23 protein-coding genes and 1 riboswitch are annotated in these 20,069 nt (G+C 62.8%); of the genes, 12 read left to right on the top strand and 11 right to left on the bottom strand.

What is annotated here, in order from left to right; all coding sequences use genetic code 11:
* Positions 1-40 precede the first annotated feature (40 nt).
* Positions 41-988 carry a DMT family transporter gene (locus P3C39_RS23650; RefSeq protein ID WP_024503766.1) on the top strand — a complete coding sequence of 316 codons (948 nt, stop codon included), beginning with the start codon at positions 41-43 and terminating at the stop codon, positions 986-988.
* On the opposite strand, the gene P3C39_RS23645 is transcribed toward P3C39_RS23650, so the two are convergent.
* The 3 genes from P3C39_RS23645 to P3C39_RS23635 form a co-directional block, all read right to left on the bottom strand.
* Positions 989-1,360, bottom strand: coding sequence for a response regulator (locus tag P3C39_RS23645; RefSeq protein WP_024503765.1), 372 nt, complete (start codon positions 1,358-1,360; stop codon positions 989-991).
* A gap of 74 nt (positions 1,361-1,434) precedes the next feature.
* The gene (hpt, locus tag P3C39_RS23640; protein WP_027162903.1) at positions 1,435-1,977 is read right to left on the bottom strand and encodes a hypoxanthine phosphoribosyltransferase; all 543 of its coding nucleotides are present in this window, start codon (positions 1,975-1,977) and stop codon (positions 1,435-1,437) included.
* Between the two features lie 182 nt (positions 1,978-2,159).
* Positions 2,160-2,804, bottom strand: a complete 645-nt coding sequence (locus tag P3C39_RS23635) for a hypothetical protein (RefSeq protein WP_027162904.1) — start codon at positions 2,802-2,804, stop codon at positions 2,160-2,162.
* Positions 2,805-2,996: 192 nt separating this feature from the next.
* On the opposite strand from P3C39_RS23635, the gene ftsE reads away from it, so the two are divergent.
* The 3 genes from ftsE to P3C39_RS23620 all read left to right on the top strand — a co-directional run bounded on the left by ftsE (position 2,997) and on the right by P3C39_RS23620 (position 5,503).
* On the top strand, positions 2,997-3,656 hold the full coding sequence (gene ftsE / locus P3C39_RS23630; protein WP_010911739.1) for a cell division ATP-binding protein FtsE: 660 nt from the start codon (positions 2,997-2,999) through the stop codon (positions 3,654-3,656).
* Positions 3,649-4,644, top strand: coding sequence for an ABC transporter permease (locus P3C39_RS23625; protein ID WP_013529399.1), 996 nt, complete (start codon positions 3,649-3,651; stop codon positions 4,642-4,644). The genes ftsE and P3C39_RS23625 overlap by 8 nt, the downstream gene beginning before the upstream one ends.
* 133 nt (positions 4,645-4,777) lie before the next feature.
* Complete coding sequence (locus P3C39_RS23620; protein WP_024503762.1) at positions 4,778-5,503, top strand: YdcF family protein; 726 nt, start codon at positions 4,778-4,780, stop codon at positions 5,501-5,503.
* Here P3C39_RS23620 and P3C39_RS23615 read toward each other — a convergent pair whose 3' ends face one another.
* Both P3C39_RS23615 and P3C39_RS23610 read right to left on the bottom strand, forming a co-directional pair.
* The gene (locus P3C39_RS23615) at positions 5,504-6,136 is read right to left on the bottom strand and encodes a pyridoxamine 5'-phosphate oxidase family protein (RefSeq protein WP_027162905.1); all 633 of its coding nucleotides are present in this window, start codon (positions 6,134-6,136) and stop codon (positions 5,504-5,506) included.
* Positions 6,137-6,160: 24 nt separating this feature from the next.
* On the bottom strand, positions 6,161-6,631 hold the full coding sequence (locus P3C39_RS23610) for a DUF1348 family protein (RefSeq protein ID WP_013529396.1): 471 nt from the start codon (positions 6,629-6,631) through the stop codon (positions 6,161-6,163).
* A 118-nt stretch (positions 6,632-6,749) separates the two neighbouring features.
* Between P3C39_RS23610 and P3C39_RS23605 the strand changes: the two genes are divergently transcribed.
* Positions 6,750-7,652, top strand: coding sequence for a LysR family transcriptional regulator (locus tag P3C39_RS23605; protein WP_275954251.1), 903 nt, complete (start codon positions 6,750-6,752; stop codon positions 7,650-7,652).
* Between the two features lie 118 nt (positions 7,653-7,770).
* Positions 7,771-8,571 (top strand): 1-acyl-sn-glycerol-3-phosphate acyltransferase, encoded by an 801-nt coding sequence (locus P3C39_RS23600; RefSeq protein ID WP_013529394.1) that lies wholly within the window; start codon positions 7,771-7,773, stop codon positions 8,569-8,571.
* A gap of 25 nt (positions 8,572-8,596) precedes the next feature.
* On the opposite strand, the gene P3C39_RS23595 is transcribed toward P3C39_RS23600, so the two are convergent.
* From P3C39_RS23595 to P3C39_RS23585, 3 genes are all read right to left on the bottom strand, one after another.
* Positions 8,597-9,223, bottom strand: coding sequence for a LysE family translocator (locus tag P3C39_RS23595; RefSeq protein WP_063173156.1), 627 nt, complete (start codon positions 9,221-9,223; stop codon positions 8,597-8,599).
* Positions 9,224-9,313: 90 nt separating this feature from the next.
* Complete coding sequence (locus tag P3C39_RS23590; protein ID WP_275954252.1) at positions 9,314-10,261, bottom strand: aldo/keto reductase; 948 nt, start codon at positions 10,259-10,261, stop codon at positions 9,314-9,316.
* Positions 10,262-10,381: 120 nt separating this feature from the next.
* A complete protein-coding gene (locus tag P3C39_RS23585; protein ID WP_224674428.1) occupies positions 10,382-10,903 on the bottom strand; it encodes a gamma-glutamylcyclotransferase in 522 nt (173 codons plus the stop codon).
* A gap of 142 nt (positions 10,904-11,045) precedes the next feature.
* On the opposite strand from P3C39_RS23585, the gene P3C39_RS23580 reads away from it, so the two are divergent.
* Complete coding sequence (locus tag P3C39_RS23580; protein ID WP_224674429.1) at positions 11,046-12,044, top strand: DUF2125 domain-containing protein; 999 nt, start codon at positions 11,046-11,048, stop codon at positions 12,042-12,044.
* A 7-nt stretch (positions 12,045-12,051) separates the two neighbouring features.
* Positions 12,052-12,975 carry a sugar kinase gene (locus P3C39_RS23575; RefSeq protein WP_275954253.1) on the top strand — a complete coding sequence of 308 codons (924 nt, stop codon included), beginning with the start codon at positions 12,052-12,054 and terminating at the stop codon, positions 12,973-12,975.
* 7 nt (positions 12,976-12,982) lie between these two features.
* Here the strand turns inward: P3C39_RS23575 and P3C39_RS23570 are convergent, their stop codons facing one another.
* Complete coding sequence (locus tag P3C39_RS23570) at positions 12,983-13,918, bottom strand: prephenate/arogenate dehydrogenase family protein (protein WP_224674431.1); 936 nt, start codon at positions 13,916-13,918, stop codon at positions 12,983-12,985.
* A 5-nt stretch (positions 13,919-13,923) separates the two neighbouring features.
* Entirely contained in the window at positions 13,924-15,033 is a 1,110-nt protein-coding gene (gene hisC / locus P3C39_RS23565; protein WP_224674432.1) for a histidinol-phosphate transaminase, read from the bottom strand.
* A gap of 137 nt (positions 15,034-15,170) precedes the next feature.
* Positions 15,171-15,248: riboswitch (SAM riboswitch) on the top strand.
* A 114-nt stretch (positions 15,249-15,362) separates the two neighbouring features.
* Here hisC and P3C39_RS23560 point away from each other — a divergent pair.
* From P3C39_RS23560 to P3C39_RS23550, 3 genes are all read left to right on the top strand, one after another.
* Positions 15,363-16,532, top strand: coding sequence for a homoserine O-acetyltransferase (locus P3C39_RS23560; protein WP_013529386.1), 1,170 nt, complete (start codon positions 15,363-15,365; stop codon positions 16,530-16,532).
* A 58-nt stretch (positions 16,533-16,590) separates the two neighbouring features.
* The gene (gene metW, locus P3C39_RS23555) at positions 16,591-17,205 is read left to right on the top strand and encodes a methionine biosynthesis protein MetW (protein ID WP_013529385.1); all 615 of its coding nucleotides are present in this window, start codon (positions 16,591-16,593) and stop codon (positions 17,203-17,205) included.
* Positions 17,206-17,365: 160 nt separating this feature from the next.
* Positions 17,366-18,358, top strand: coding sequence for a glycosyltransferase (locus tag P3C39_RS23550; RefSeq protein WP_063169100.1), 993 nt, complete (start codon positions 17,366-17,368; stop codon positions 18,356-18,358).
* A 30-nt stretch (positions 18,359-18,388) separates the two neighbouring features.
* On the opposite strand, the gene P3C39_RS23545 is transcribed toward P3C39_RS23550, so the two are convergent.
* Positions 18,389-18,739, bottom strand: a complete 351-nt coding sequence (locus P3C39_RS23545) for a DUF1330 domain-containing protein (protein ID WP_275954254.1) — start codon at positions 18,737-18,739, stop codon at positions 18,389-18,391.
* Between the two features lie 369 nt (positions 18,740-19,108).
* Here P3C39_RS23545 and P3C39_RS23540 point away from each other — a divergent pair, with 369 nt between their 5' ends.
* Positions 19,109-20,041, top strand: coding sequence for a glycosyltransferase family 2 protein (locus tag P3C39_RS23540; RefSeq protein ID WP_013529382.1), 933 nt, complete (start codon positions 19,109-19,111; stop codon positions 20,039-20,041).
* Positions 20,042-20,069: the final 28 nt, after the last annotated feature.

The raw sequence follows: 20,069 nt of genomic DNA, 5'->3' as shown, positions 1-20,069 counted from the left end.
GCGGCAGCTTCGGATCGTACGCGCAGGAGCCTGGATGCAGATGCAAAATCGGATGGTGGGCGGCATCCTGAGCCTGTGCCTCGGCGTGCTGGTCTTTTCGCTGCAGGATCCGCTCGTCAAAGCCGTGTCGAGCGGTTATCCAGTGACCGAGGTGATGGCGATCCGCTCGATCGTCGCTCTGCCGATCCTGATCGTTCTGGTGCATGCCGATGTCGGCTTGCGGGCGATCCTGTCGAAGCGATTCGGCATGCTGACGGTGCGCGCCTTCATCCAGTTCACCTCCTATACGATGTACTACCTGGCCATCGCCGCCTTGCCGCTTGCCGATGCGGTGGCGCTTTATTTCATGGCGCCGCTGTTCATCATGGTGCTGGCCGGGCCCTACCTTGGCGAGCGCGTCTCCTGGCAGACACTGGCAACCGTGCTGATCGGCTTGTTCGGCGTCCTCGTGATGCTGCGCCCCGGCGCAGGGCTGTTCGACTGGGCAGCGCTGCTGTCGCTGGGCTCGGCGGCGCTCTATGGTTTTTCGCAGCTGATGGCCCGCAAGATCGGCGACACCGAATCGTCCACCGTGATGGCCTTCTATCAGAACGGCGCCTATCTGGTTGGCGCCGCCGTGGTTGCCGGCGCGTTTCACCTTGCCGGCATAACCCACGCCGTCCACCCCAGCCTGGAATTCCTGGTACGGCCATGGCTTTGGCCGACGCTGCCGGATTTTCTCAAGATGGCCGCCTGCGGTTTCGTCGCCTCCGCCGGCATGATCCTGCTGTCGCAGGCTTACCGGATGGCGCCGGCCAACCGCGTTGCCACCTTCGAATATACCGGCATCCTGTGGTCGCCGCTGTGGGGTTTCCTGTTCTTCGCCGAGGTGCCGCGGTCGACGACCGTGATCGGTGCCGCCTTGATCATCGGCGCCGGTCTGCTGGCGCTCAGCACCGAACGGCGCAAGAGTACTCCACCTGTGCTCGCTGCTGCCGACCCAGCCTGATCAGGCGAAGCAGATCAGCGCCCGTTCGACACGCGAGCGGATTTCAGCCAGCGTGAAGGGCTTCTGCACGACATCGAGGATGATGCCGTTCAATTCCTCGGCGCGCTCGCGCTGGTCGGCATAGCCGGTCATCAGCACGATCTTGATGGCGGGAAACAATGCTGCCGCCGCTATCGCCATCTCGATGCCGTCCATCTCCGGCATGCGGATATCGGAGACGACGAGATCATAGCCGCCACGCGCGGCCTGGATCAGCGCAAGCCCCTGCGCGCCATCCGCCGCGATATCGATTGTGTGCCCGGCGCGTTCAAGCGCGCGGGCGGCCAGGGTGCGGACGGACTCATCGTCCTCGACGATCAGAAGCTTTGCCATGGCCGGCATATTTGGCCGCCAAAAGTTGACTTTTCCTGAAAGCGCTGAGGATCAGCAAACCTTTTTGATGCCGCTCAGGCATCCCCTTTGACGACACCGACAAAGGGCAACTCGCGAAAGGCATGGGCTACATCCATGCCGTAGCCGACGACGAAATAGTCGGGGCAGTCGAAGCCGACATAATCGGCATTGAGTTCGGTCTGGCGGCGCATGCGCTTGTCGAGCAGCACGGCGATCGAACAGCTCTTGGCGCCCCGCGACAGCATCAGCTCCCGGGTGAAGCTCAGCGTCTTGCCCGATTCGAGAATGTCGTCGATCAGCAGCACGTCGCGGCCAGCGACCTCATTGTCGATGTCGCGCAGCACCCTCACCTCGCCGCTGCTGGTGCCGGCGCCATAGCTGGAGATGAAGATGAATTCGACCTCCGGCGACAGGCCGACATCGTGCATGGCGCGGATGAGATCTGCGGCGAAGATGAACGACCCCTTCAGCACCGAGATCACCAGGAGGTCATGGTAGTCGTGTCCGGCAATCTCCTTGGCGAGTTCGAGATTGCGCCGCGCGATCGCCGATGCAGAAAACAGGACTTCGATGTTCTTGCCGCGTACAATTGGCATTTTTCGCCCCGCTGATTTTCTTGCCTAAACGCGTTCACGCCCAGCATGTGTTGAGATTCAGGTCAGGCTGAGTCGAAAACGGTGGTTTCCGAGAACCGGAGCGGAGCGTACTGAAGTACGTGAGCACCGGAAGCGCACGAAACCGCCGTTTGCGGCCAGTCTCACCTGAATATCAGCACACGCTATTCGGCGAAGGTGACCGATACAGTTCTTACACCGTTTCTAGGCACGTCGAGCCGGCTGGCAAAGCCGAATCTTTCGCCAGAGGCCAGCGAACGGCCGGATGTCCCCAACGTATAGCGGGTGATGTGCCCGTCATTGCCGGTCACCCGGATTTCAAGCGGCGGCAGCTGCGCCGGTTTGGCGCCGTCATTGGCGGCCTCGCCATCGACGAACAGCGCAGGGTTCGGTCCGGAAGCATCGACGCGTGACGTGACGCCCGAAATGCTGAGCGCCGACGCTTGCGCGCTGGACAGGAACGGCACCTGGCGCACCAGCGCGTGCCCGCCGGAAACCCAGAAGGCGGCCAAGGCAGCGCCGATGCCGGCGATCCAGAAGATCGGCCCGCCGCGCGAGGTTGGCGGCCGCTCCGGCGGGGCTTCGGGCTTGCGCAGCATGTCCATGCCTTCGATGGGTGGCATGACGATCGCACGCGGCAGCGGCGAAACGCTTTCCACGGCAGGCGCAAGGCGCGGCATCACCACGTAATCGGCATCGACGATGTCGGCGGCCGAACCACGCATGAACCGGTCCGCCGCGGCAATTGCCGCCGGATCGGTCATGATTTCGCCGGAAACCGGGCGCGCGGTTCGATCGTCAGCCATCATGGCCCCAGCATTGCAGCACGTGTTCGCTTTTCGTTTCTTTTGCGTAAACACAAATGGTTAACGCTTCCCCACCGGAGCCCTCGTGACGAGTCGAAAGAGCCTAGGAATTAACCGCCGGTTAACCATGCCGGCCGATGGTCTTTACCCAGAACAGGCCGGCTCACTGCCGTGCCGAATTTCAGGTCGTCGAAATTGATTCGCTTCGAAAATGTCGGCCTCCGCTATGGCATGGGTCCGGAAATCCTCCGCGACATCTCCCTGCACATTCCGGAGCGCTCCTTCCAGTTCCTCAGCGGGCCTTCGGGCGCCGGCAAGACGACCTTGCTGCGCCTGCTGTTCATGTCGCTGAAGCCAACGCGCGGGCTGATCACCATCTTCGGCAAGGATCGCTCCCGCATTTCCCGCACCGAGCTGCCGCATCTCAGACGCCGGATCGGCGTGGTGTTCCAGGATTTTCGGCTGCTCGACCACATGACCACCTATGAGAACGTCGCGCTGCCGCTGCGCGTGCGCGGGCGCGAGGAGGCGAGCTACCGCACCGATGTCACCGAGCTGTTGAAGTGGGTCGGGCTGGGCGAACGCATGCATGTGCTGCCGCCGGTTCTGTCCGGTGGCGAGAAGCAGCGCGCCGCGATCGCGCGGGCGCTGATCGAGCAGCCGGAAATCCTGCTCGCCGACGAACCGACCGGCAATGTCGATCCGCCGCTGGCGCGACGCCTGCTGCGGCTGTTCATCGAACTCAACCGTCTCGGCACCGCCGTGGTGATCGCCACCCACGACCTCGGCTTGATGGAGCAGGTCGACGCGCGCCGCATGATCCTGGCCGGGGGAAGGCTGGATATCTATGACTGAACTGTCCGCCGAACATTTTGTGGAAAGGGAGCAGGACGCCGAGGCGACCGAAGCAAAGCCGCGCGCCCAGCGCAGGATGGCGCCGATCGTGCCGGCGCAGAACATCGCCGGCCGGGCGCTGGTGCTAGTCATCGCCATCATGACCTTCCTGTCCTGCCTGACTTTCGGCGCGGTGACGCTGGTGCGCGACACAGCGTCCGTCTGGGAGAACCAGATTTCACGCGAGGCAACGATCCAGATCAAGCCGGTCGACGGCCTCGACATGGAAGCAGCCCTTACCCAGGCCTCCCAGATCGCCGGCGAATTCCCCGGCGTCAAGGCGACCCGGATCATCGACCGCGAGGCGACCGCGCGGCTCCTTGAGCCCTGGCTGGGCTCGGGCCTCAACATCGACGAATTGCCGGTGCCGCGACTGATCATCGTCACCATCGACGAGAACAGCCCGCCCGATTTCGCCGCCATACGCGCCGCGATCACCCCGAAACTGCCGAGCGCATCGCTCGACGATCACCGCACCTGGGTCGACCGGCTGGTGGCGATGGCCCGCACCACCGTGACCATCGGCATCGCCGTGCTGGCGCTGATGCTGTCGGCGACCGTGCTGACCGTGGTGTTCGCGACGCGCGGCGCCATGGCCGGCAACGGTCACATCATCGAAGTCCTGCATTTCGTCGGCGCCGAGGCACGCTTTATCGCGCGCGAATTCCGCCGGCATTTCCTGGTCACCGGCATGAAGGGAGCGGCGGCCGGCGGTGCTGCGGCAGTGCTCGTGTTCATCGTCTTTTCGTGGTGGTCGTCGCGCAATATGGCGACGCCGCAGGCCGACCAGGCGACCGCCCTGTTCGGCAATTTCGCCATCGGTTCGGCAGGCTATCTCGGTGTCGTCTTGATGGTGCTGGTGATCGGCGGACTGACGGCGGCAACCTCGCACGCCACCGTCGTTGCCTATCTCAGCGACATCGATGTCCGCCAACCGGATGCAGGCTAATTCATGTCGCCCAAAAGTGGGAACCGGTTTTGGGACAACGACATGGATAAAACAGGGTGATCACGAATAGAGAATTCGCGTAACGCAAAGTGCGTCTTTTACCTACCCAAGGCCGCATTTCAGGATTAACCATATGGCGATGGACGCGCGGGATTCGACCGGTACGGCTGGGCAGATGCCAGTGGTGGTTGCACGTTCGCATGACCGCCGCGCTGTGAGCCGTCTAAGAGCCACGTTGCGCCTATCCGCCCTCTCCGTCCTCATCCTTGCAACTTTGTTTGCCGGCGGTTTCGGTTGGTTCGCCAACAAGGTCAGTCACCTGACGACGCCCGCCAATCCGGCCAGGGCAGACGCGATCATTGTCTTGACCGGCGGCCAGTCCCGCCTCGATGCCGCGATGGATCTGCTGGCGTCCGGCAAGGGCGAACGGCTGCTGATCAGCGGCGTGCATCCTTCGGCCAGCCGTCGCCAGCTGCAGGCGGCAACCGGCGGCGACAAGAATCTGTTCTCCTGTTGCGTCGACATCGACCGCGCCGCGCTCGACACGATCGGCAATGCCGAGGAAAGCGCCAAATGGGTCGAGAGCCACGCCTATGGCACGGTGATCCTCGTCACCAACAATTATCATATGCCGCGCAGCCTGCTGGAAATGGGCAGGCTGCTGCATGGCGCCAAGCTCGAGCCCTATCCGGTGGTCAATTCCAACCTCGACAATGGCGGCTGGCTGACCAAGCCGCGGGCATTGCGCGTGCTGTTCACCGAATACAACAAATATCTGCTTGCGCTGGCGCGCGGCATCGTGCCTGTCAAGCCGACGCCCAACGGCATCGCGCTGGCCGAAACCGCGGCCGGCGGCTGATTATTCCCCTGCGGCCGCGCCCGAATTTCCCCTGAGCCGTGCGATCTCCTGCTCAAGGCGTTCGATACGCTTGTCCCGCTCGCCGAGTGCCGCCGCGACGTCGGCTGCCTCGAACCGTTGTGGAATATGCTGCGGGCAATTGGCATCCCAGGCCGAGACCGTGAACAGGACGACCTGCTCGGCGCGCGCTCTGTAGCCTTGCGGCATCAGTTTCGCCATCAGCTCGGCGTCACTCTCGACGACCCGCGCCGTGCCCCAGATCTTGATGCGCTGGCGGTGCATATAGTCGATCAGGAACAGGAACGCCCTTGGATTGTCGGCCAGATTGCCCTGCGTGATGAACTGCCGGTTGCCGGAAAAATCCGCGAAGCCGATCGTATGTTCATCCAGCACCTTGAGGAAGCCGGCCGGCCCGCCGCGATGCTGGACATAGGGCTGCCCCTCGCGGTTGGCGGTCGACAGGAAGACGCTCGTCTGCATTTCGATGAAGGCGGCAAGGTCCGGGGTGATGCCGGCCTGCCAGCCGCCACGCTCCTCGACGCGGGCGTAGGACTGACGTGAGCCTTTGCGGGCCTGGATCGCCTTGACGGTCGGCGTGAAGGCGACGTCGCTGGTGAAAGCATGCGCGTTCATGGAAAGTTTCCTTGCGGCAAGATGCTAAAGTCCGAGCTCCGACAATGTCGGGTGGTCGTCCGGCCGCCGGCCGAGCGGCCAGTGATACTTACGATCGGCCTCGCCGATCGGCAGGTCGTTGATGCTGGCGATGCGCAGACGCATCAGCCCGTGTTCGTCGAATTCCCAGTTCTCGTTGCCGTAGCTGCGGAACCATGAACCGCTGTCGTCGCGCCATTCATAGGCGAAACGCACGGCGATGCGGTTGCCGTGGAAGGCCCAGACCTCCTTGATCAGCCGGTAGTCGAGCTCGCGGCTCCATTTGCGCGTCAGGAAGGCCTGGATGGCGTCGCGCCCTTGCAGGAACTCGGCGCGGTTGCGCCAGCGGCTGTCCTTTGTATAGGCGAGCGCAACCCGCGCTGGATCGCGTGAATTCCAGGCATCCTCGGCCATGCGCGCCTTCTGCGCTGCGGTCTCGGCGGTAAACGGCGGCAGCGGCGGGCGGGCTTCGGACATGGCAACTCCTTTTCGGGCCATGCTGCAGGCAGGGCCGACAGACTGGAATATAAGCCTTCCATCATTCAAAGGCAGGTGGCATATTCGCAACTTGTCCTTCCATTTTTCGGAAGAAGCTATGGATCGTCTCGAGGCCATGTCGCTCTTTGTCGCCGCGGTGGAGGCCGGCAGCCTTTCCGCGGCCAGCCGCCGTTTCGGCATTCCGCTGGCGACGGTCAGCCGCAAGATTTCCGATCTCGAGCGCCATCTGAACACACGCCTCCTGAATCGTTCGACGCGACGGCTGACACCGACCGATGCCGGCCAGGCCTATCTTGCCGCCTGCCGCCGCATCCTGGACGACGTCGGCGAGGCCGAACGCACGGCCGCCGGCGAATACAGTGTTCCGACCGGCGAACTGGCCATCACCGCGCCGGTCGTCTTTGGCCGCCTGCACGTGCTGCCGGTCGTCACCGGCTTTCTCGCCGCCTATCCCGACGTGGACATCCGCCTGACATTGGCCGATCGCATAACCCAGTTGGTCGAGGACCATTTCGATCTCGCCATCCGCATCGGCCGATTGCCCGATTCGAGCCTGGTCGCCATCGGCGTCGGCGCGATCCGCCGCGTCGTCTGCGCCAGCCCGGCCTATCTGGCCGAACACGGCACGCCAACGACCCCGGAGGATCTGGAAACACACGATTGCATCACCTTCGAGGGGCTCGCCTCCGCCGCCAGTTGGAGCTTCATCAAGGGCAAGGCCGAAATCCCGGTTCGGGTCCGCTCGCGGCTTCAGGTCAACACCGCCGAAGCGGCCATCGATGCCGCGATTGCCAGCGTCGGGCTGACGCGTGTGCTTTCCTACCAGATCGAAGCCGCGCTGCGGTCCGGCGCGCTGCGCGTCCTGCTGCAGGAATTCGAGCCGGCGCCATGGCCGGTAAGCCTGGTGCATGCGGGCCACGGCCTGCTGCCGGTCAAGCTGCGCGCCTTCCTCGATTTTGCCGCTCCACGCCTGAAGGAGCGGCTGGCGCGGCTGATGTAGCGGAACCAGGCCACCCCATCGACGACCGTTCTTCGTCGCCAACCAAAGCGCCTGCGGCCATTTCCTTTTTTCCCGCGCTTGGTGTAACCAACGCTCACCTCCTCACCGGGCTCCCCCAATGCTCTACATCAGATCGCTGACGTTCAATTTCGTCTTTTACGTCAACCTGATCGTCCAGATGATCCTCTGGACCCCCTACTATTTCCTGTCGCCCCGGCACCGCGCCTGGTTCGTGCCGAAATTCTGGTCGCGCACCTCGATGTGGCTTTACGAGAAGATCGCCGGAACGAAGAACGAGATCACCGGCCGGGAAAACCTGCCCGAAGGCTCCTTCATCCTGGCACCAAAGCACCAGTCGTTCTGGGACGCGATCGCCTTCTTCCCCTTCCTTCAGGACCCGCTCTACATCCTCAAGCGCGAGCTGACCTGGATCCCGTTCTTCGGCTGGTACATCATGAAGATGCGCATGATCCCGGTTCATCGCGGCAGCCGTTCGAAAGCACTGAAGGCCGTGGTCGCCGCGACCAAGGAAGAGATGGCGCGCAATCCCCGCCAGCTCATCATCTACCCCGAAGGGACAAGACGCGCGCCGGGCGACGAACCGGCCTACAAATACGGCATCGTCGAAATCTACACGCAGCTTGGTGTTCCGGTGGTGCCGGTTGCCCATGTCGCCGGCCTCTATTGGCCGCGCCGCAAATTCCTGCGCTATCCCGGCACCATCAAGGCGCGTTTCCTGCCGCCGATCCCACCGGGACTGAGCAAGGACGAATTCATGGCCCGGCTGATCGGCGAGACCGAAGCTGCCTGCGACCAGTTCCTGATGGATGCGGCGCGCGGCCCGAACCCGCCTGCCTTGCCGCCGACAGCGGTGAAAAGGCTGCAAGAGCTGGACAACGCCGCAAGAACCAAAGTCTGAACCGGAAGTCTCCGGCCGGCAGTTCTCAGCCGAACACCGCCAGCGCGGTGGTCAACGCCAGCGTCGCGGCAAAGACCAGGTTGATGATCCGCGAGGCCGCCGGCCGGCGCAGGAAGCGCGCGAACCCAGCCCCCGCGACAAGCCACAGAGCGTGGATGGCAACGATCATCGGGGCGAGAACCGCCAGCTTCAGCCATAGACCAGGCTCAGTGGCGCCCTGTTTGGACGAAGCACCGGCGAACACGGCGGCGATCGCCACATAGGCCTTTGGATTGGCGACCGCGAGAAGAAATCCAGCCAGCCATGTGGGACGCGAAGTCTCGGCGGCGCGGGCGGCCAGCGGCGGCGCCGTAGCGATCTTGAAGGCGAGATAGAGGATGTAGGCCGCGGAGGCCAAAGCCAGCAACGGCGCCAGCTTCGGCATCGAGGTGAGCACTGCCATGACCCCGGTCGCGACAACCAAAAGCACGGCGATCGTGCCCAGGATGATTCCCCAGGCATAGCCCAGGGAATGGCGCAAACCGAAGGCGGCACCAACGGCGGTGACGCTTATCGTTGCCGGCCCCGGGCTGCCCATGACGACGGCGGAGGCAAGCACGAGCGCGCACAACTGGCGCCAAAGATCCGGCTGCAAAAGAAGCGGCTCAGTCATCTCACCCTCTGTCTTGCCCCGTGCGAAGGAGGCTATGGCAAGACAAGAGGGTCGTCTTGGACGTTCGTGCGAGGAGCGGCCGCCGAAACTTCAGTCGCTTGCTTTGTCGAGTTCGGCCATGTCGGCGGCGCTCAGCTTCAGCGACGCCGCCTTGATCAGGCTGTCCATCTGCTCGGGCTTGGTGGCGCTGGCGATCGGCGCGGTGACGCCCGGCCGAGCGATCACCCAGGCAAGCGCGACTTCCGCCTGCTTGGCCGAATGCCTTGATGACACCGCGTCGAGTGCCGCAAGGATGCGCATGCCGCGCGCATTGAGATAGTCCTTCACGCCGCCGCCACGCGGGCTTTGGCCGAGATCGGCCTCGCTGCGGTATTTGCCGCTGAGGAAACCTTTGGCCAGGCTGAAATAGGTGATGACGCCGATGTCCTCGGCCACGCACAGATCGCGCAACGGCCCGTCAAAGGATGAGCGATCGTAGAGATTGTATTCCGGCTGCAGCACCTCGTAGCGCGGCAGACTGCGCAGGCTCGCCACATCGAGTGCCGCACGCAACTGGCCGGCGTCGAGGTTAGAGCACCCGGCATAGCGAATCTTGCCCTTGGCGAGCAGCTTCTCGTAGGCGCCAAGCGTTTCCTCATAGGGCGTCGCAGGATCCGGCCAATGCGACAGATAGAGATCGATGAATTCGGTCTGCAGCCGCTTCAACGATGCGTCGACGGCCTTTTCGATGTAGGCGGCGGACAGGTCCTTGTGTCCCTGTCCCATATCCGAACCGACCTTGGTGATCACCACGACCTTGTCGCGACTGCCACGGTCTTTCATCCATTTACCGATGATGGTTTCCGATTCGCCGCCCTTGTGGCCTGGAACCCAGCGCGAATAGGCGTCCGCCGTATCGATGGCGTTGAGGCCGGCGCCGACGAAGCGGTCGAGCAGGTCGAACGAGGTTTTCTCGTCGGCAGTCCAGCCGAAGACGTTGCCGCCCAGAACCAGCGGCGCGATGGACAAGTCGGTGCGACCGAGATGACGTTTCTGCAAGGCGGATCTCCGGGATGATTGGGCGGGCAAATGGCGCCCGCGGGCTGAGGGTTGGAGCCTAACCTAGGTCTTGCCTGAACGAGGTCAAAGGCCTGGCGGCCTTTTTCCGCAGAGCCAGCTTCACAAAGGCGCGACCTGCAGCGCCACCTCTTCCAGCCAATGATCGCGAATGCCCAGCGCCTCGAGATGCTCCAGCGTGCTCAGCACATAGTCCTCGTTGTTGCCGGACTGGCCGACCGCACCGCGCACCACGGCCGCCGCATGTGCAGCGTCGAGCGCTCCGGCATATTGCTCGTGCTGGCGGTCGACAATGTAAACCACCGCGTCGACCGTACCGCCGCCGTCGAGGCGAACCTTGAGCAGACGCTCCAGATAGACATTGGTGACCAGCTCGCGCTCGCGCAGATAGGCCATAACCTCGTCGCGCAAGTCGCCGGGGACGCGGAATGCGAGGCCGACGCAGGACCCGCCACGATCGAGGCCGAGCACCAGCCCCGGCCGCTCGCGCGTGCCGCGATGCACGAAGGAATAGACGCAGAGCGAGCGCCGGTAGCCATGCAGGCGGGCACGCTGTGTTTCGACATGCGCGAATCCCGGCCGCCAGATCAGCGAGCCATAGCCAAACACCCAAAAATCGCCCATATCGCCGCGCCTGATTGCAAAAGATGCCAACACCGCACCCGGACCGGTGTTTTTTCCGCCCGTCCCGTCTAACTATTCGTCTGTCCACCTGGCGGAATCGACTACCCGTCCGCAATACCCATGCGTTAACGAGAGCCAAAGCATGACGTCAAGTGACGAACGCCAGCCGAACAAACGTCGCCGCCTGATCTGGCTTGCAGCATTCATCGTCGTGCTGTTCGCCCTCTACAGCGGCGGCTGGTTCTATCTGGCTGACCGCGTCAGGAGCGAGGCCGACAAGGCGGTTGCCACGCTCAACAAGAATGGCGTCGAGGCCGGCTGCGCCAATCTCCAGGTCAGCGGCTATCCCTTGAGCTTTACCGTCTCCTGCGACAACCTCGCCTATGAGGACGATGCCAAGAACATTGCGGCCTCGGCCGGCAGTTTCAACGCAGCCGCCCAGATCATCCAGCCTCTGTCGCCGGTTGCCAATCTGCGCGGCCCGCTCAGGACCTCCGTGCCGGACATGGTGCCGCTGTGGATCGACTGGGACAATCTGCAGGCCAATTTCAAATTGTGGTGGCCGCTGCCGCGGCGGATTTCGCTGGAGGCAGAGGGCCTTTCCGGCCAGACCGATCCGGCCGACGATACCGATCCGGTGCAACTGTTCAGTGCCGGCAAGGCATCAGGTCAGTTGCAGCCCAACGGCGAGGATATCGACTATCTCGGCAGTTTCGGCGATCTCGAGGTCGACCCCGACGCAATTGGCGGGCGCGTGCTTCCGGCGCTCGATGCCAGCGGCGACGTGACATTGAAGAACGGCGTCGCACTGATCGGCACGCGGGTGAAGAGCCTTCGTGGCCAGGCGATCGAAATCCGCAACCTTGACCTGTCGTCGGGGACGGCGCGCATCACCGTTTCGGGACCGCTCTCGGTCGATGCCGAGGGCCTGGTCAACGCCGACCTGATGATCAGGTTGAAGGACCCGAAAGCGGTGGCGGCCATCCTCGGCACCGCCATACCCGAGCAGAAAAGCCAGATCGAGCAGGGTTTTTCTGCCCTGGCGGTGCTCGGCAACGAACCGTCCATGCCGCTGAAGGTGGTCAGGGGCAAGGCCTCGCTCAGCTTCATTCCGCTGGGCAAGATCAAGCCGGTCGAATAGCTCAGCCATGGCAAAACCGGTGAAGCTGCTGAGCGTTGGCGCATTGACGCTGGACACCATCCTGCGCGTCGAGACGCTGCCCATGCATCAGGGCAAGTTCATGGCCTCCGACGGCGTCCAGATCGCCTCGGGCATGGCCACCAGCGCCGCCTGCGCCGCCCATCGCCTGGGCGCCGAAGTATCGCTGTGGGCGAGTGCCGGCGACGATGCCGTCGCCGACCAGCTCATCGCCGGCATAGAGGCCGAAGGCGTCGATTGCACCTTCGTGCGGCGCGTCAGAGGTGCCCGCTCGGCGCTGGCCTCGATCCTGGTCGACGCGCATGGCGAGCGCATCATCGTGCCGTTCTATGACAGGCTTGCCCAGGCCGATCCCGATGTCCTGCCGGTCGCCGACCTCATGGCATTCGATGCCGTTCTGGTAGATGTCCGCTGGCCGGGTGCGGCGGCACTCGCCCTGAAGGCGGCGCGCGCCATCAGCAGTCCGGCGATCCTCGATGCCGACACCGCGCCGCTGGAGGTCCTTGAGCAGTTGTTGCCGCTCGCTACGCACATCATCGCTTCGGAGCCGGCAGCGCGCATCGTCTGCGGCCAGGCGCTCGATCCGGAAACGGCTTGCGCCGATCTCGCCAGCCGCACCGACGCTTTTGTCGCAGTGACAGGCGGCGCGGCGGGCAGTTGGTGGCACGACCGTCGCGCTGGCTGCGTGCGCCATGTCGCGGCGCCAAAAATCAAGGCGGTCGACACGCTCGCCGCCGGCGATGTCTTTCACGGCGCCTTCGCCGTCGGGCTGGCGGAAGCCATGCCGGTCGAGCAGGCTTTGCGGTTTGCCAGTGCGGCCGCGGCGCTCAAATGCCTGCGCTTCGGCGGCAGGCTTGGCGCGCCGAACCGAGCCGAGACGCTGGCCATGGTTGCGCAGACCTGGCCTGCCTGAGACAGACCTAGCCCTTCGCGGGGTGCTCGACCGCCTGACGGCCGAAATCGGGAACGTCGATGTCCTGGCCGGCTTCGATGATCGAGCGGCGCACGGCGCGGGTGCGGGTGAACAGGTCGAAGAGTTTTTCGCCGTCGCCCCAGCGGATTGCGCGCTGCAGCGACGCCAGATCTTCCGAGAACCGCGCCAGCATTTCGAGGATGGCGTCCTTGTTGTGCAGACAGACATCCCGCCACATGGTCGGATCGGAGGCGGCAAGGCGGGTGAAGTCGCGGAAGCCGGAAGCCGAATATTTGATCACTTCGGATTTGGTCACCGACTGCAGATCATCGGCGGTGCCGACGATGTTGTAGGCGATGATGTGCGGCAGATGCGAGACGATGGCCAGCGTCATATCGTGATGCTGGGGATCCATCGTGTCGATGTTGGCGCCGCAGCGCCGCCAGAACTCCGACAGCCTCTCCAACGCGTCCGGGTCGGTGTCGGGCAGCGGCGTGAAGATGCACCAGCGATTGTCGAACAGGTCGGCGAAACCGGCGTCGGGGCCGGATTTTTCTGTGCCCGCCAGCGGGTGGCCGGGAATGAAATGGACACCTTCAGGCACATAAGGCTGCATTTGCGCAATGACAGACGCCTTGGTCGAGCCGACATCGGTGAGGATCGCGCCCGGCTTCAGCGCCGGCGCGATTTCCTCGGCAACCGCGCCGGACGATCCAACCGGCACCGAAATGATGACCAGGTCGGCATCGCGGACAGCTTCTCTCGCATCGGTGCTATAGCTATCGCCCAGCCCAAGCTCCTCGGCCCGTGCCAGCGTCGCCGCACTGCGGGTCGAGATGGATACGTGGCGGGCGAGGCCCTCGCGGCGGATGACGCGGGCCAGCGACGAGCCGATCAGGCCGATGCCGACCAGAGCGATCTTTTCAAACATCGGTGATGTCATGGTTTCTAGCTTTTCAGGAATGTCGTGAGAGCGGCGACAACGCCGCGATTGGCCTCTTCGGTACCGACGGTCATGCGCAGCGCGTTGGGAAAGCCATAGCCCGAAACGCGCCGCAATATATAGCCGCGCGCCGTCAGATAGTCGTCCGCCGCCGCTGCCGAATGTTTCTGGTCCTCGGGAAAATGAATGAGGATGAAATTGCCGACGCTGGGCGTCACCCGCAACCCAAGCTTTGTGAATTCCGCACTCAGCCAGGCCAGCCAGGTCTCGTTGTGCGCCACGCTGCGCTCGACATGGGCGCGATCTCGAATGGCGGCGATGCCGGCCTCGATCGCCGTCGCATTGACGTTGAAGGGGCCGCGCACGCGGTTGATGGCGTCGACGATGTGCATCGGCGCATACATCCAGCCGATCCGCGCGCCGCCGAGGCCGATCTTGGAGAAGGTCCGGGTCATCACCACGTTCTCTGCGCTGCCGACCAGTTCGATGCCGGCCTCATAGTCGTTGCGGCGAACATATTCGGCATAGGCCGCGTCGAGCACCAGAAGCACGTGCCTGGGCAGACCGGCATGCAGCCGGCGCACCTCCTGGAACGGCACATAGGTGCCGGTCGGATTGTTGGGATTGGCGAGGAACACGATCTTGGTACGCGGCGTGACGGCGGCCAGGATGGCGTCGATATCGGCGCGCTCGTCTGTTTCCTTGATCGTCACCGGAACGGCGCCCGCCGACTGGATGTAGATCTTGTAGACCATGAAGGCGTGTTCGGTGATGACGGCCTCGTCGCCGGGCGCCAGATAGGTCTGCGCTAGCAGGCCGAGGATCTCGTCGGAGCCGTTGGAGCAGATGATGTTCTGCGGGTTGAGGCCATGCACCTCGGCGATCGCTTCGCGCAGCCGCCTGGCGGTGCCATCTGGATAGACGTCAAGCTTTCCGGCAATCTCGCGCGCGGCTTCGATCGCCTTCGGTGAGGGCCCGAGCGGGTTCTCGTTGGAGGACAGCTTGTGGACCTTGGCGACGCCGGCAGGCGCCGTGCTCTTGCCCGGCACATAGGCGTCTATGTCCATGATGCCCGCGCGCGGGGTTGGACGTGCCTGGTCCGGTGTCTGGCTCATGTCGCAAAATCCGTCGAGAACGCTTCCTGAGGGAAGCCGCAGCGGAAATACAAGCCGTGGCCTGCAATGTCGAGAGGCGACAGCCTCCCGCCCAAGGCAGGCCGTTGACGCCGGCGCGCCACAGCCCTAGAAGGGGAGCGAACTTCCGTGGTGATTTGGCCGGTCGGCTTGCAGCCACGTTAAACAACTTGCTAAAGGGCCGTTTGCATCCTGTAACCGGCTTTGCGACCGCAATGCCGGTTTTTTGTTGTCCGCGCCGGCCGGACACCCGTATCGGCATCGACTTTCGACGAGTGCGATGCGTGGGCTCAAAGTGTGAGATGGATGTCATGGCCGTTCTGCGTGCCCGCAAAACCAACAACGAGGTCGACCAACCGTCGAGCCCGGTTTTGCGTTTTGGATCCGACAAGCCGCTCAAGCTGGACGCCGGTACGCTGCTGTCACCGTTCCAGATCGCCTACCAGACCTACGGCACGCTGAACGATGCCCGCTCCAACGCCATCCTCGTCTGCCATGCGCTGACCGGAGACCAGCACGTCGCCAGCACCAATCCGGTGACCGGCAAGCCAGGCTGGTGGGAAGTGCTGATCGGGCCCGGCAAGATCATCGACACCAATCGTTTCTTCGTCATCTGCTCCAACGTCATCGGCGGTTGCCTTGGGTCCACCGGCCCGGCCTCGACCAATCCCGCCACCGGCAAGCCCTATGGGCTCGACCTGCCGATCATCACCATCCGCGACATGGTGCGGGCGCAGCAGATGCTGATCGACCATTTCGGCATCGAGAAACTATTCTGCGTGCTCGGCGGCTCGATGGGCGGCATGCAGGTGCTGGAATGGGCGTCGAGCTATCCGGAGCGCGTCTTCTCGGCACTGCCGATCGCCACCGGCGCGCGCCATTCCTCGCAGAACATCGCCTTTCATGAGGTTGGCCGGCAGGCTGTCATGGCCGATCCGGACTGGCATGGCGGCAAATATTTCGAGCACGGCAAACGCCCGGAAAAGGGCCTGGCGGTAGCCCGTATGGCCGCCCACATCACTTACCTGTCGGAAGCCGCCCTGCACCGCAAGTTCGGCCGCAATCTGCAGGATCGCGAAGCGCTGACCTTCGGCTTCGACGCCGACTTCCAGATCGAAAGCTATCTGCGCCATCAGGGCATGACCTTCGTCGATCGCTTCGACGCCAATTCCTACCTCTACATGACGCGGTCGATGGACTATTTCGACCTCGCCGCAGACCATGGCGGCCGGTTGGCCGATGCCTTCGCCGGCACGAAAACCCGCTTCTGCTTGGTGTCGTTCACCTCGGATTGGCTGTTCCCGACCGAGGAGAGCCGCTCGATCGTGCATGCGCTCAACGCCGCCGGCGCATCGGTATCCTTCGTCGAGATCGAGACCGACCGTGGCCACGACGCATTCCTGCTCGACGAGCCGGAACTGTTTGCCGCGATAAACGGCTTCATCGGCTCGGCGGCCCGAGCGAGAGGGCTGAGCGCATGACCCGGAAAAATTGCAGGCTTTTCGGATCGGGATCATGCGCCAGGCGGGAGGCGAAGCCATGAGCGTCAACCGCGACCAGCGCGTCGACCTCGAAGTCGTCGCCAACCTCATCCCGCCACAGTCGCGCGTGCTCGATGTCGGCTCGGGCGACGGCTCGCTGCTCGAACTGCTGCAGGACACCAAGCAGGTCGACGGCCGCGGACTCGAGCTGTCGCAGCGCGGCGTCAACGAATGTGTGGCGCGCGGCCTCTCGGTCATCCAGGGCGACGCTGACAAGGATCTCGAATTCTATCCCGACAAGGGCTTTGACTTCGTCGTCCTGTCGCAGACGCTGCAGGCCACCCGCAACCCGAAGCTGGTGCTCGACGAACTGCTCAGGATCGGCAACCGCGCCATCGTCTCCTTCCCCAATTTCGGCCATTGGCGTGTGCGCCTGTCGCTGTTCCTCAACGGCCGCATGCCGGTGACCAAGGACCTGCCCTATTCCTGGTACGACACGCCCAACATCCACTTCTGCACCATCCGCGATTTCGTCAATCTGTGCGACGAACTCGGCGCGACAGTCGAGAAGGCAACCGCCCTCGACGCCGCCGGCCAGAAGATCGGCTTGTCGATGCCGTGGTGGTTCTGGAATTTCTTCGGCCAGCAGGCAGTGTTCTTGCTGAAACGGTAATTTCCTCACCGATCAAAGACCCGACTCGCCAAGCAACAGTGTGTTTGGCGCCGAGCAAAGTCGCCCTGTATGACGATCGCGAACCAGTGTAAATGGCGTCGACTGTTTGACAGCGGGCTAGTGCGGCTATAGCCACACTGACGGCTCGGGGGGGCAAAAAATGGTCGAAGAACGCGCAACTTATTCACTCGTCGTCGAAATGGAGAATGCAAAATCGATCGACTGGGGCGAGATCGGCGTTGGGATGAAGGCCTTGGCTCGGGAAATCTCATCGGTTTCAGCAACCGGTTCAGCGCGACCAAGGATCGTCATCTCTCACGGCGGAGCAGAGTCGGACAAAGAGGCGTTGCGTCGTGAGATTTCGAATGAGGCCCCGCAGCTCGGTCAGGTTGCCGAACTCGTCTTCACAGCTTTCCCTGGCGGCCGATATTACGACCTGAAGAACAACGGTATGCTGGCATCGGACGGAGATATCGTCATCTTTCTGGATTCCGACGTGGTCGCGGAACCAGGATGGCTATCAGGACTGCTTGAACCCTTTGAAAACTCTGAAGTTATCTGCGCAAACGGATATACATACCTTTCATACGACGACTTCTTTTCAAGAACCTTTGCGTTGATCTGGTTTTTCCCGATGGCCCGTGGTGACGGGCGATTTGCCTCGAAGCGAGCGATCAACGCCAACAATGTAGCGTTTCGACGCGAGTGGATCCTCAGCCACCCTTTTCCAAAACATAACGGCTTCAAGGTTTCCTGCACTTTGCTGATGCGCGAACTGCTGCGGGAAGGCCACAAAATTCATAATGTCAACGCACGCGTTTATCACTATTCGCCGCGGGGCTGGCGGTTCTTTTACTGGCGCGCCCTGGTTACAGGTCGCGACGCCGACCGGAAGTTCGTTGCGCTCAATTCGCCGAGCCGCACGCGACGGATAGTCAAGTCCTTCAGCCGGTGGCTCACCATGTCATGGCGCACGACACGACGGATCGTAGGCCATGCCCGGGAAACCGGGATGCCGCTTTGGCAGGTTCCCTTTTCTCTGATTGTCGGTCAGGCATTTTATGGTTTGGCGTTTTGGGGCCAGTTCAGTTTCGCAACTGGCATGGTTCGCGACAAAATCGAAACGGTGCCAGACTATGTTGGGCATAGCTAGACGCTGTACCGCCATTCCTTGAACCGCAGTTCAGCGTCCAATTGATCCTTGATCCGGCGATTGCTCCAGAACATCCGTGGCCTTGTGCGGATGTTCGACGCCGTCGACGAACACCACATCGGCCTCCGAATTGTCCGTGCGCAGCGCCAGTATCGCTTGGTAGGCCGGCGAATTGTACCAGCCATGCACATGCTGCCTGTCGGGAAATTCTATGATGATCAGTTGGCCAGGCCAGTCGTTCTCGATCGCCTCCACATCGCCGCCATGGACCAGAAAACGGCCGCCGAAAGGTTCCAGCGTGGCATCTATCCTATGCAGATATTCGACGATCTGCGGACCCATTGTGGCTTGGCGCATATGGGCGACGGCGTAAGCGGCCATGACTGAACTCCCTTGTCATCGAAGCCGAGTTGCCGGCCTCTGCATGGGCAATCTGACCAAAGGCCGAGTGCTAAGCGATTACGTCTGAGGTAATGAGATGTATGCTATCTGTCATGATGGGTTGCTTCCATGGTGATTCGTAATGCTATGTGCGGCGGTGCTGTTGCAATTGGAACGCTAAGAGCGGGGATTCGTTGTCTCGCCTGGATTGAGTACCGGCACGGTGGGTGACAGGGGCAGTCGTTTTTTATAGCGTCGCGCCGACTGTGATGTGGTGTAGAGAAAGGGAAGTCCAATCCATTCGACCGTTCTGAAAATCGAAAAGTCCTGGACAGACGCGCAACCCTGCGCAGGAAACAGCTGACAGACATGGCCGGGATCGATCCAGTACCTCTCATCACGGTCATTACGCCGACCCACAACCGACGCGAAACAGTGTTGCGCGCCGTGGAAAGCGTATTCTCCCAGAGCATGTCGAGGTTTGAGCACATTGTCGTCGACGATGGTTCGACCGATGGGACCGAAGCGGCGCTGGCCCGCATCCAGGACCCGCGGCTGATCTATGTCGGGGCGAAATGGCGAGGCGCCAACGCCGCCAGGAATGCCGGCATCGAGCGGGCGCGGGCACCGTTGGTGACGTTCCTCGATTCCGACGACATCTACTTGCCGCACCGGCTTGAACGAACCCTGACCTGGTTCGATGAAAATCCTGCACTGCAAGTGCTGATCAGTTCGTTCGTGTCCCTGAAGGGCAATCGCATCACAAACTGCGCCAACCCAGAGGCATTCGTGAGCCCCGCAATGCTTGAGCGGACGCTGGTTGGGCAGACCATCTTCATCGCCGGCTCCGCGATCACTGCTCGCCGTGAAGCCTTGCTGGCCATCGGCGGCTACGACAGCGACATCACCCGCATGCAGGATCGCGAATTGCTGCTGCGCCTTGCCCGGCGCTTCGGTGCGCAACTGTCCGAGGACCTCGACTGGACGAAATACAATTCGGAGAACTCGATTTCCGGCCGCCGTGACGGCTATGTCGAGGCCTATGCGAACCTGATGGGCAAACATCCTCATATTGCCCACGCCTACCCGCACATTCCGCCTTACATGATCTCGCGGCAGCTCATCGCCGATATCCTGCGAGGCAGGATACCGGAGGCATTCCAGGGCTATATGGCCAACCGATCGTCGAAAGCGCTTGGCTACTCGCTGCCGGAATTGATGCAAGGCTATGTCCATGGCCGACGCTGGCGCCGCGATCTCTCCAACGAGTTTCGCAACCAATGTGGCGCCCGGCTCGCCTGAACCCAGAGCAACTCCAGGAAAATCGTGG

Source organism: Mesorhizobium sp. XAP4 (genome assembly GCF_029269325.1).
In the GTDB taxonomy this organism is placed as follows: Bacteria; Pseudomonadota; Alphaproteobacteria; order Rhizobiales; family Rhizobiaceae; genus Mesorhizobium; species Mesorhizobium ciceri.
Note: the sequence above shows the minus strand (reverse complement) of the source record. Positions and strands in the feature narration are given on the sequence as shown.

Coding starts and splice junctions, on each gene's coding strand:
- P3C39_RS23650 (WP_024503766.1), top strand. CDS start 41: ATGCAAAATCGGATGGTGGGCGGCATCCTGAGCCTGTGCCTCGGCGTG.
- P3C39_RS23645 (WP_024503765.1), bottom strand. CDS start 1,360: ATGGCAAAGCTTCTGATCGTCGAGGACGATGAGTCCGTCCGCACCCTG.
- hpt (WP_027162903.1), bottom strand. CDS start 1,977: ATGCCAATTGTACGCGGCAAGAACATCGAAGTCCTGTTTTCTGCATCG.
- P3C39_RS23635 (WP_027162904.1), bottom strand. CDS start 2,804: ATGATGGCTGACGATCGAACCGCGCGCCCGGTTTCCGGCGAAATCATG.
- P3C39_RS23625 (WP_013529399.1), top strand. CDS start 3,649: ATGACTGAACTGTCCGCCGAACATTTTGTGGAAAGGGAGCAGGACGCC.
- P3C39_RS23620 (WP_024503762.1), top strand. CDS start 4,778: ATGGCGATGGACGCGCGGGATTCGACCGGTACGGCTGGGCAGATGCCA.
- P3C39_RS23615 (WP_027162905.1), bottom strand. CDS start 6,136: ATGAACGCGCATGCTTTCACCAGCGACGTCGCCTTCACGCCGACCGTC.
- P3C39_RS23610 (WP_013529396.1), bottom strand. CDS start 6,631: ATGTCCGAAGCCCGCCCGCCGCTGCCGCCGTTTACCGCCGAGACCGCA.
- P3C39_RS23605 (WP_275954251.1), top strand. CDS start 6,750: ATGGATCGTCTCGAGGCCATGTCGCTCTTTGTCGCCGCGGTGGAGGCC.
- P3C39_RS23600 (WP_013529394.1), top strand. CDS start 7,771: ATGCTCTACATCAGATCGCTGACGTTCAATTTCGTCTTTTACGTCAAC.
- P3C39_RS23595 (WP_063173156.1), bottom strand. CDS start 9,223: ATGACTGAGCCGCTTCTTTTGCAGCCGGATCTTTGGCGCCAGTTGTGC.
- P3C39_RS23585 (WP_224674428.1), bottom strand. CDS start 10,903: ATGGGCGATTTTTGGGTGTTTGGCTATGGCTCGCTGATCTGGCGGCCG.
- P3C39_RS23580 (WP_224674429.1), top strand. CDS start 11,046: ATGACGTCAAGTGACGAACGCCAGCCGAACAAACGTCGCCGCCTGATC.
- P3C39_RS23575 (WP_275954253.1), top strand. CDS start 12,052: ATGGCAAAACCGGTGAAGCTGCTGAGCGTTGGCGCATTGACGCTGGAC.
- P3C39_RS23570 (WP_224674431.1), bottom strand. CDS start 13,918: ATGACATCACCGATGTTTGAAAAGATCGCTCTGGTCGGCATCGGCCTG.
- hisC (WP_224674432.1), bottom strand. CDS start 15,033: ATGAGCCAGACACCGGACCAGGCACGTCCAACCCCGCGCGCGGGCATC.
- P3C39_RS23560 (WP_013529386.1), top strand. CDS start 15,363: ATGGCCGTTCTGCGTGCCCGCAAAACCAACAACGAGGTCGACCAACCG.
- metW (WP_013529385.1), top strand. CDS start 16,591: ATGAGCGTCAACCGCGACCAGCGCGTCGACCTCGAAGTCGTCGCCAAC.
- P3C39_RS23550 (WP_063169100.1), top strand. CDS start 17,366: ATGGTCGAAGAACGCGCAACTTATTCACTCGTCGTCGAAATGGAGAAT.
- P3C39_RS23545 (WP_275954254.1), bottom strand. CDS start 18,739: ATGGCCGCTTACGCCGTCGCCCATATGCGCCAAGCCACAATGGGTCCG.
- P3C39_RS23540 (WP_013529382.1), top strand. CDS start 19,109: ATGGCCGGGATCGATCCAGTACCTCTCATCACGGTCATTACGCCGACC.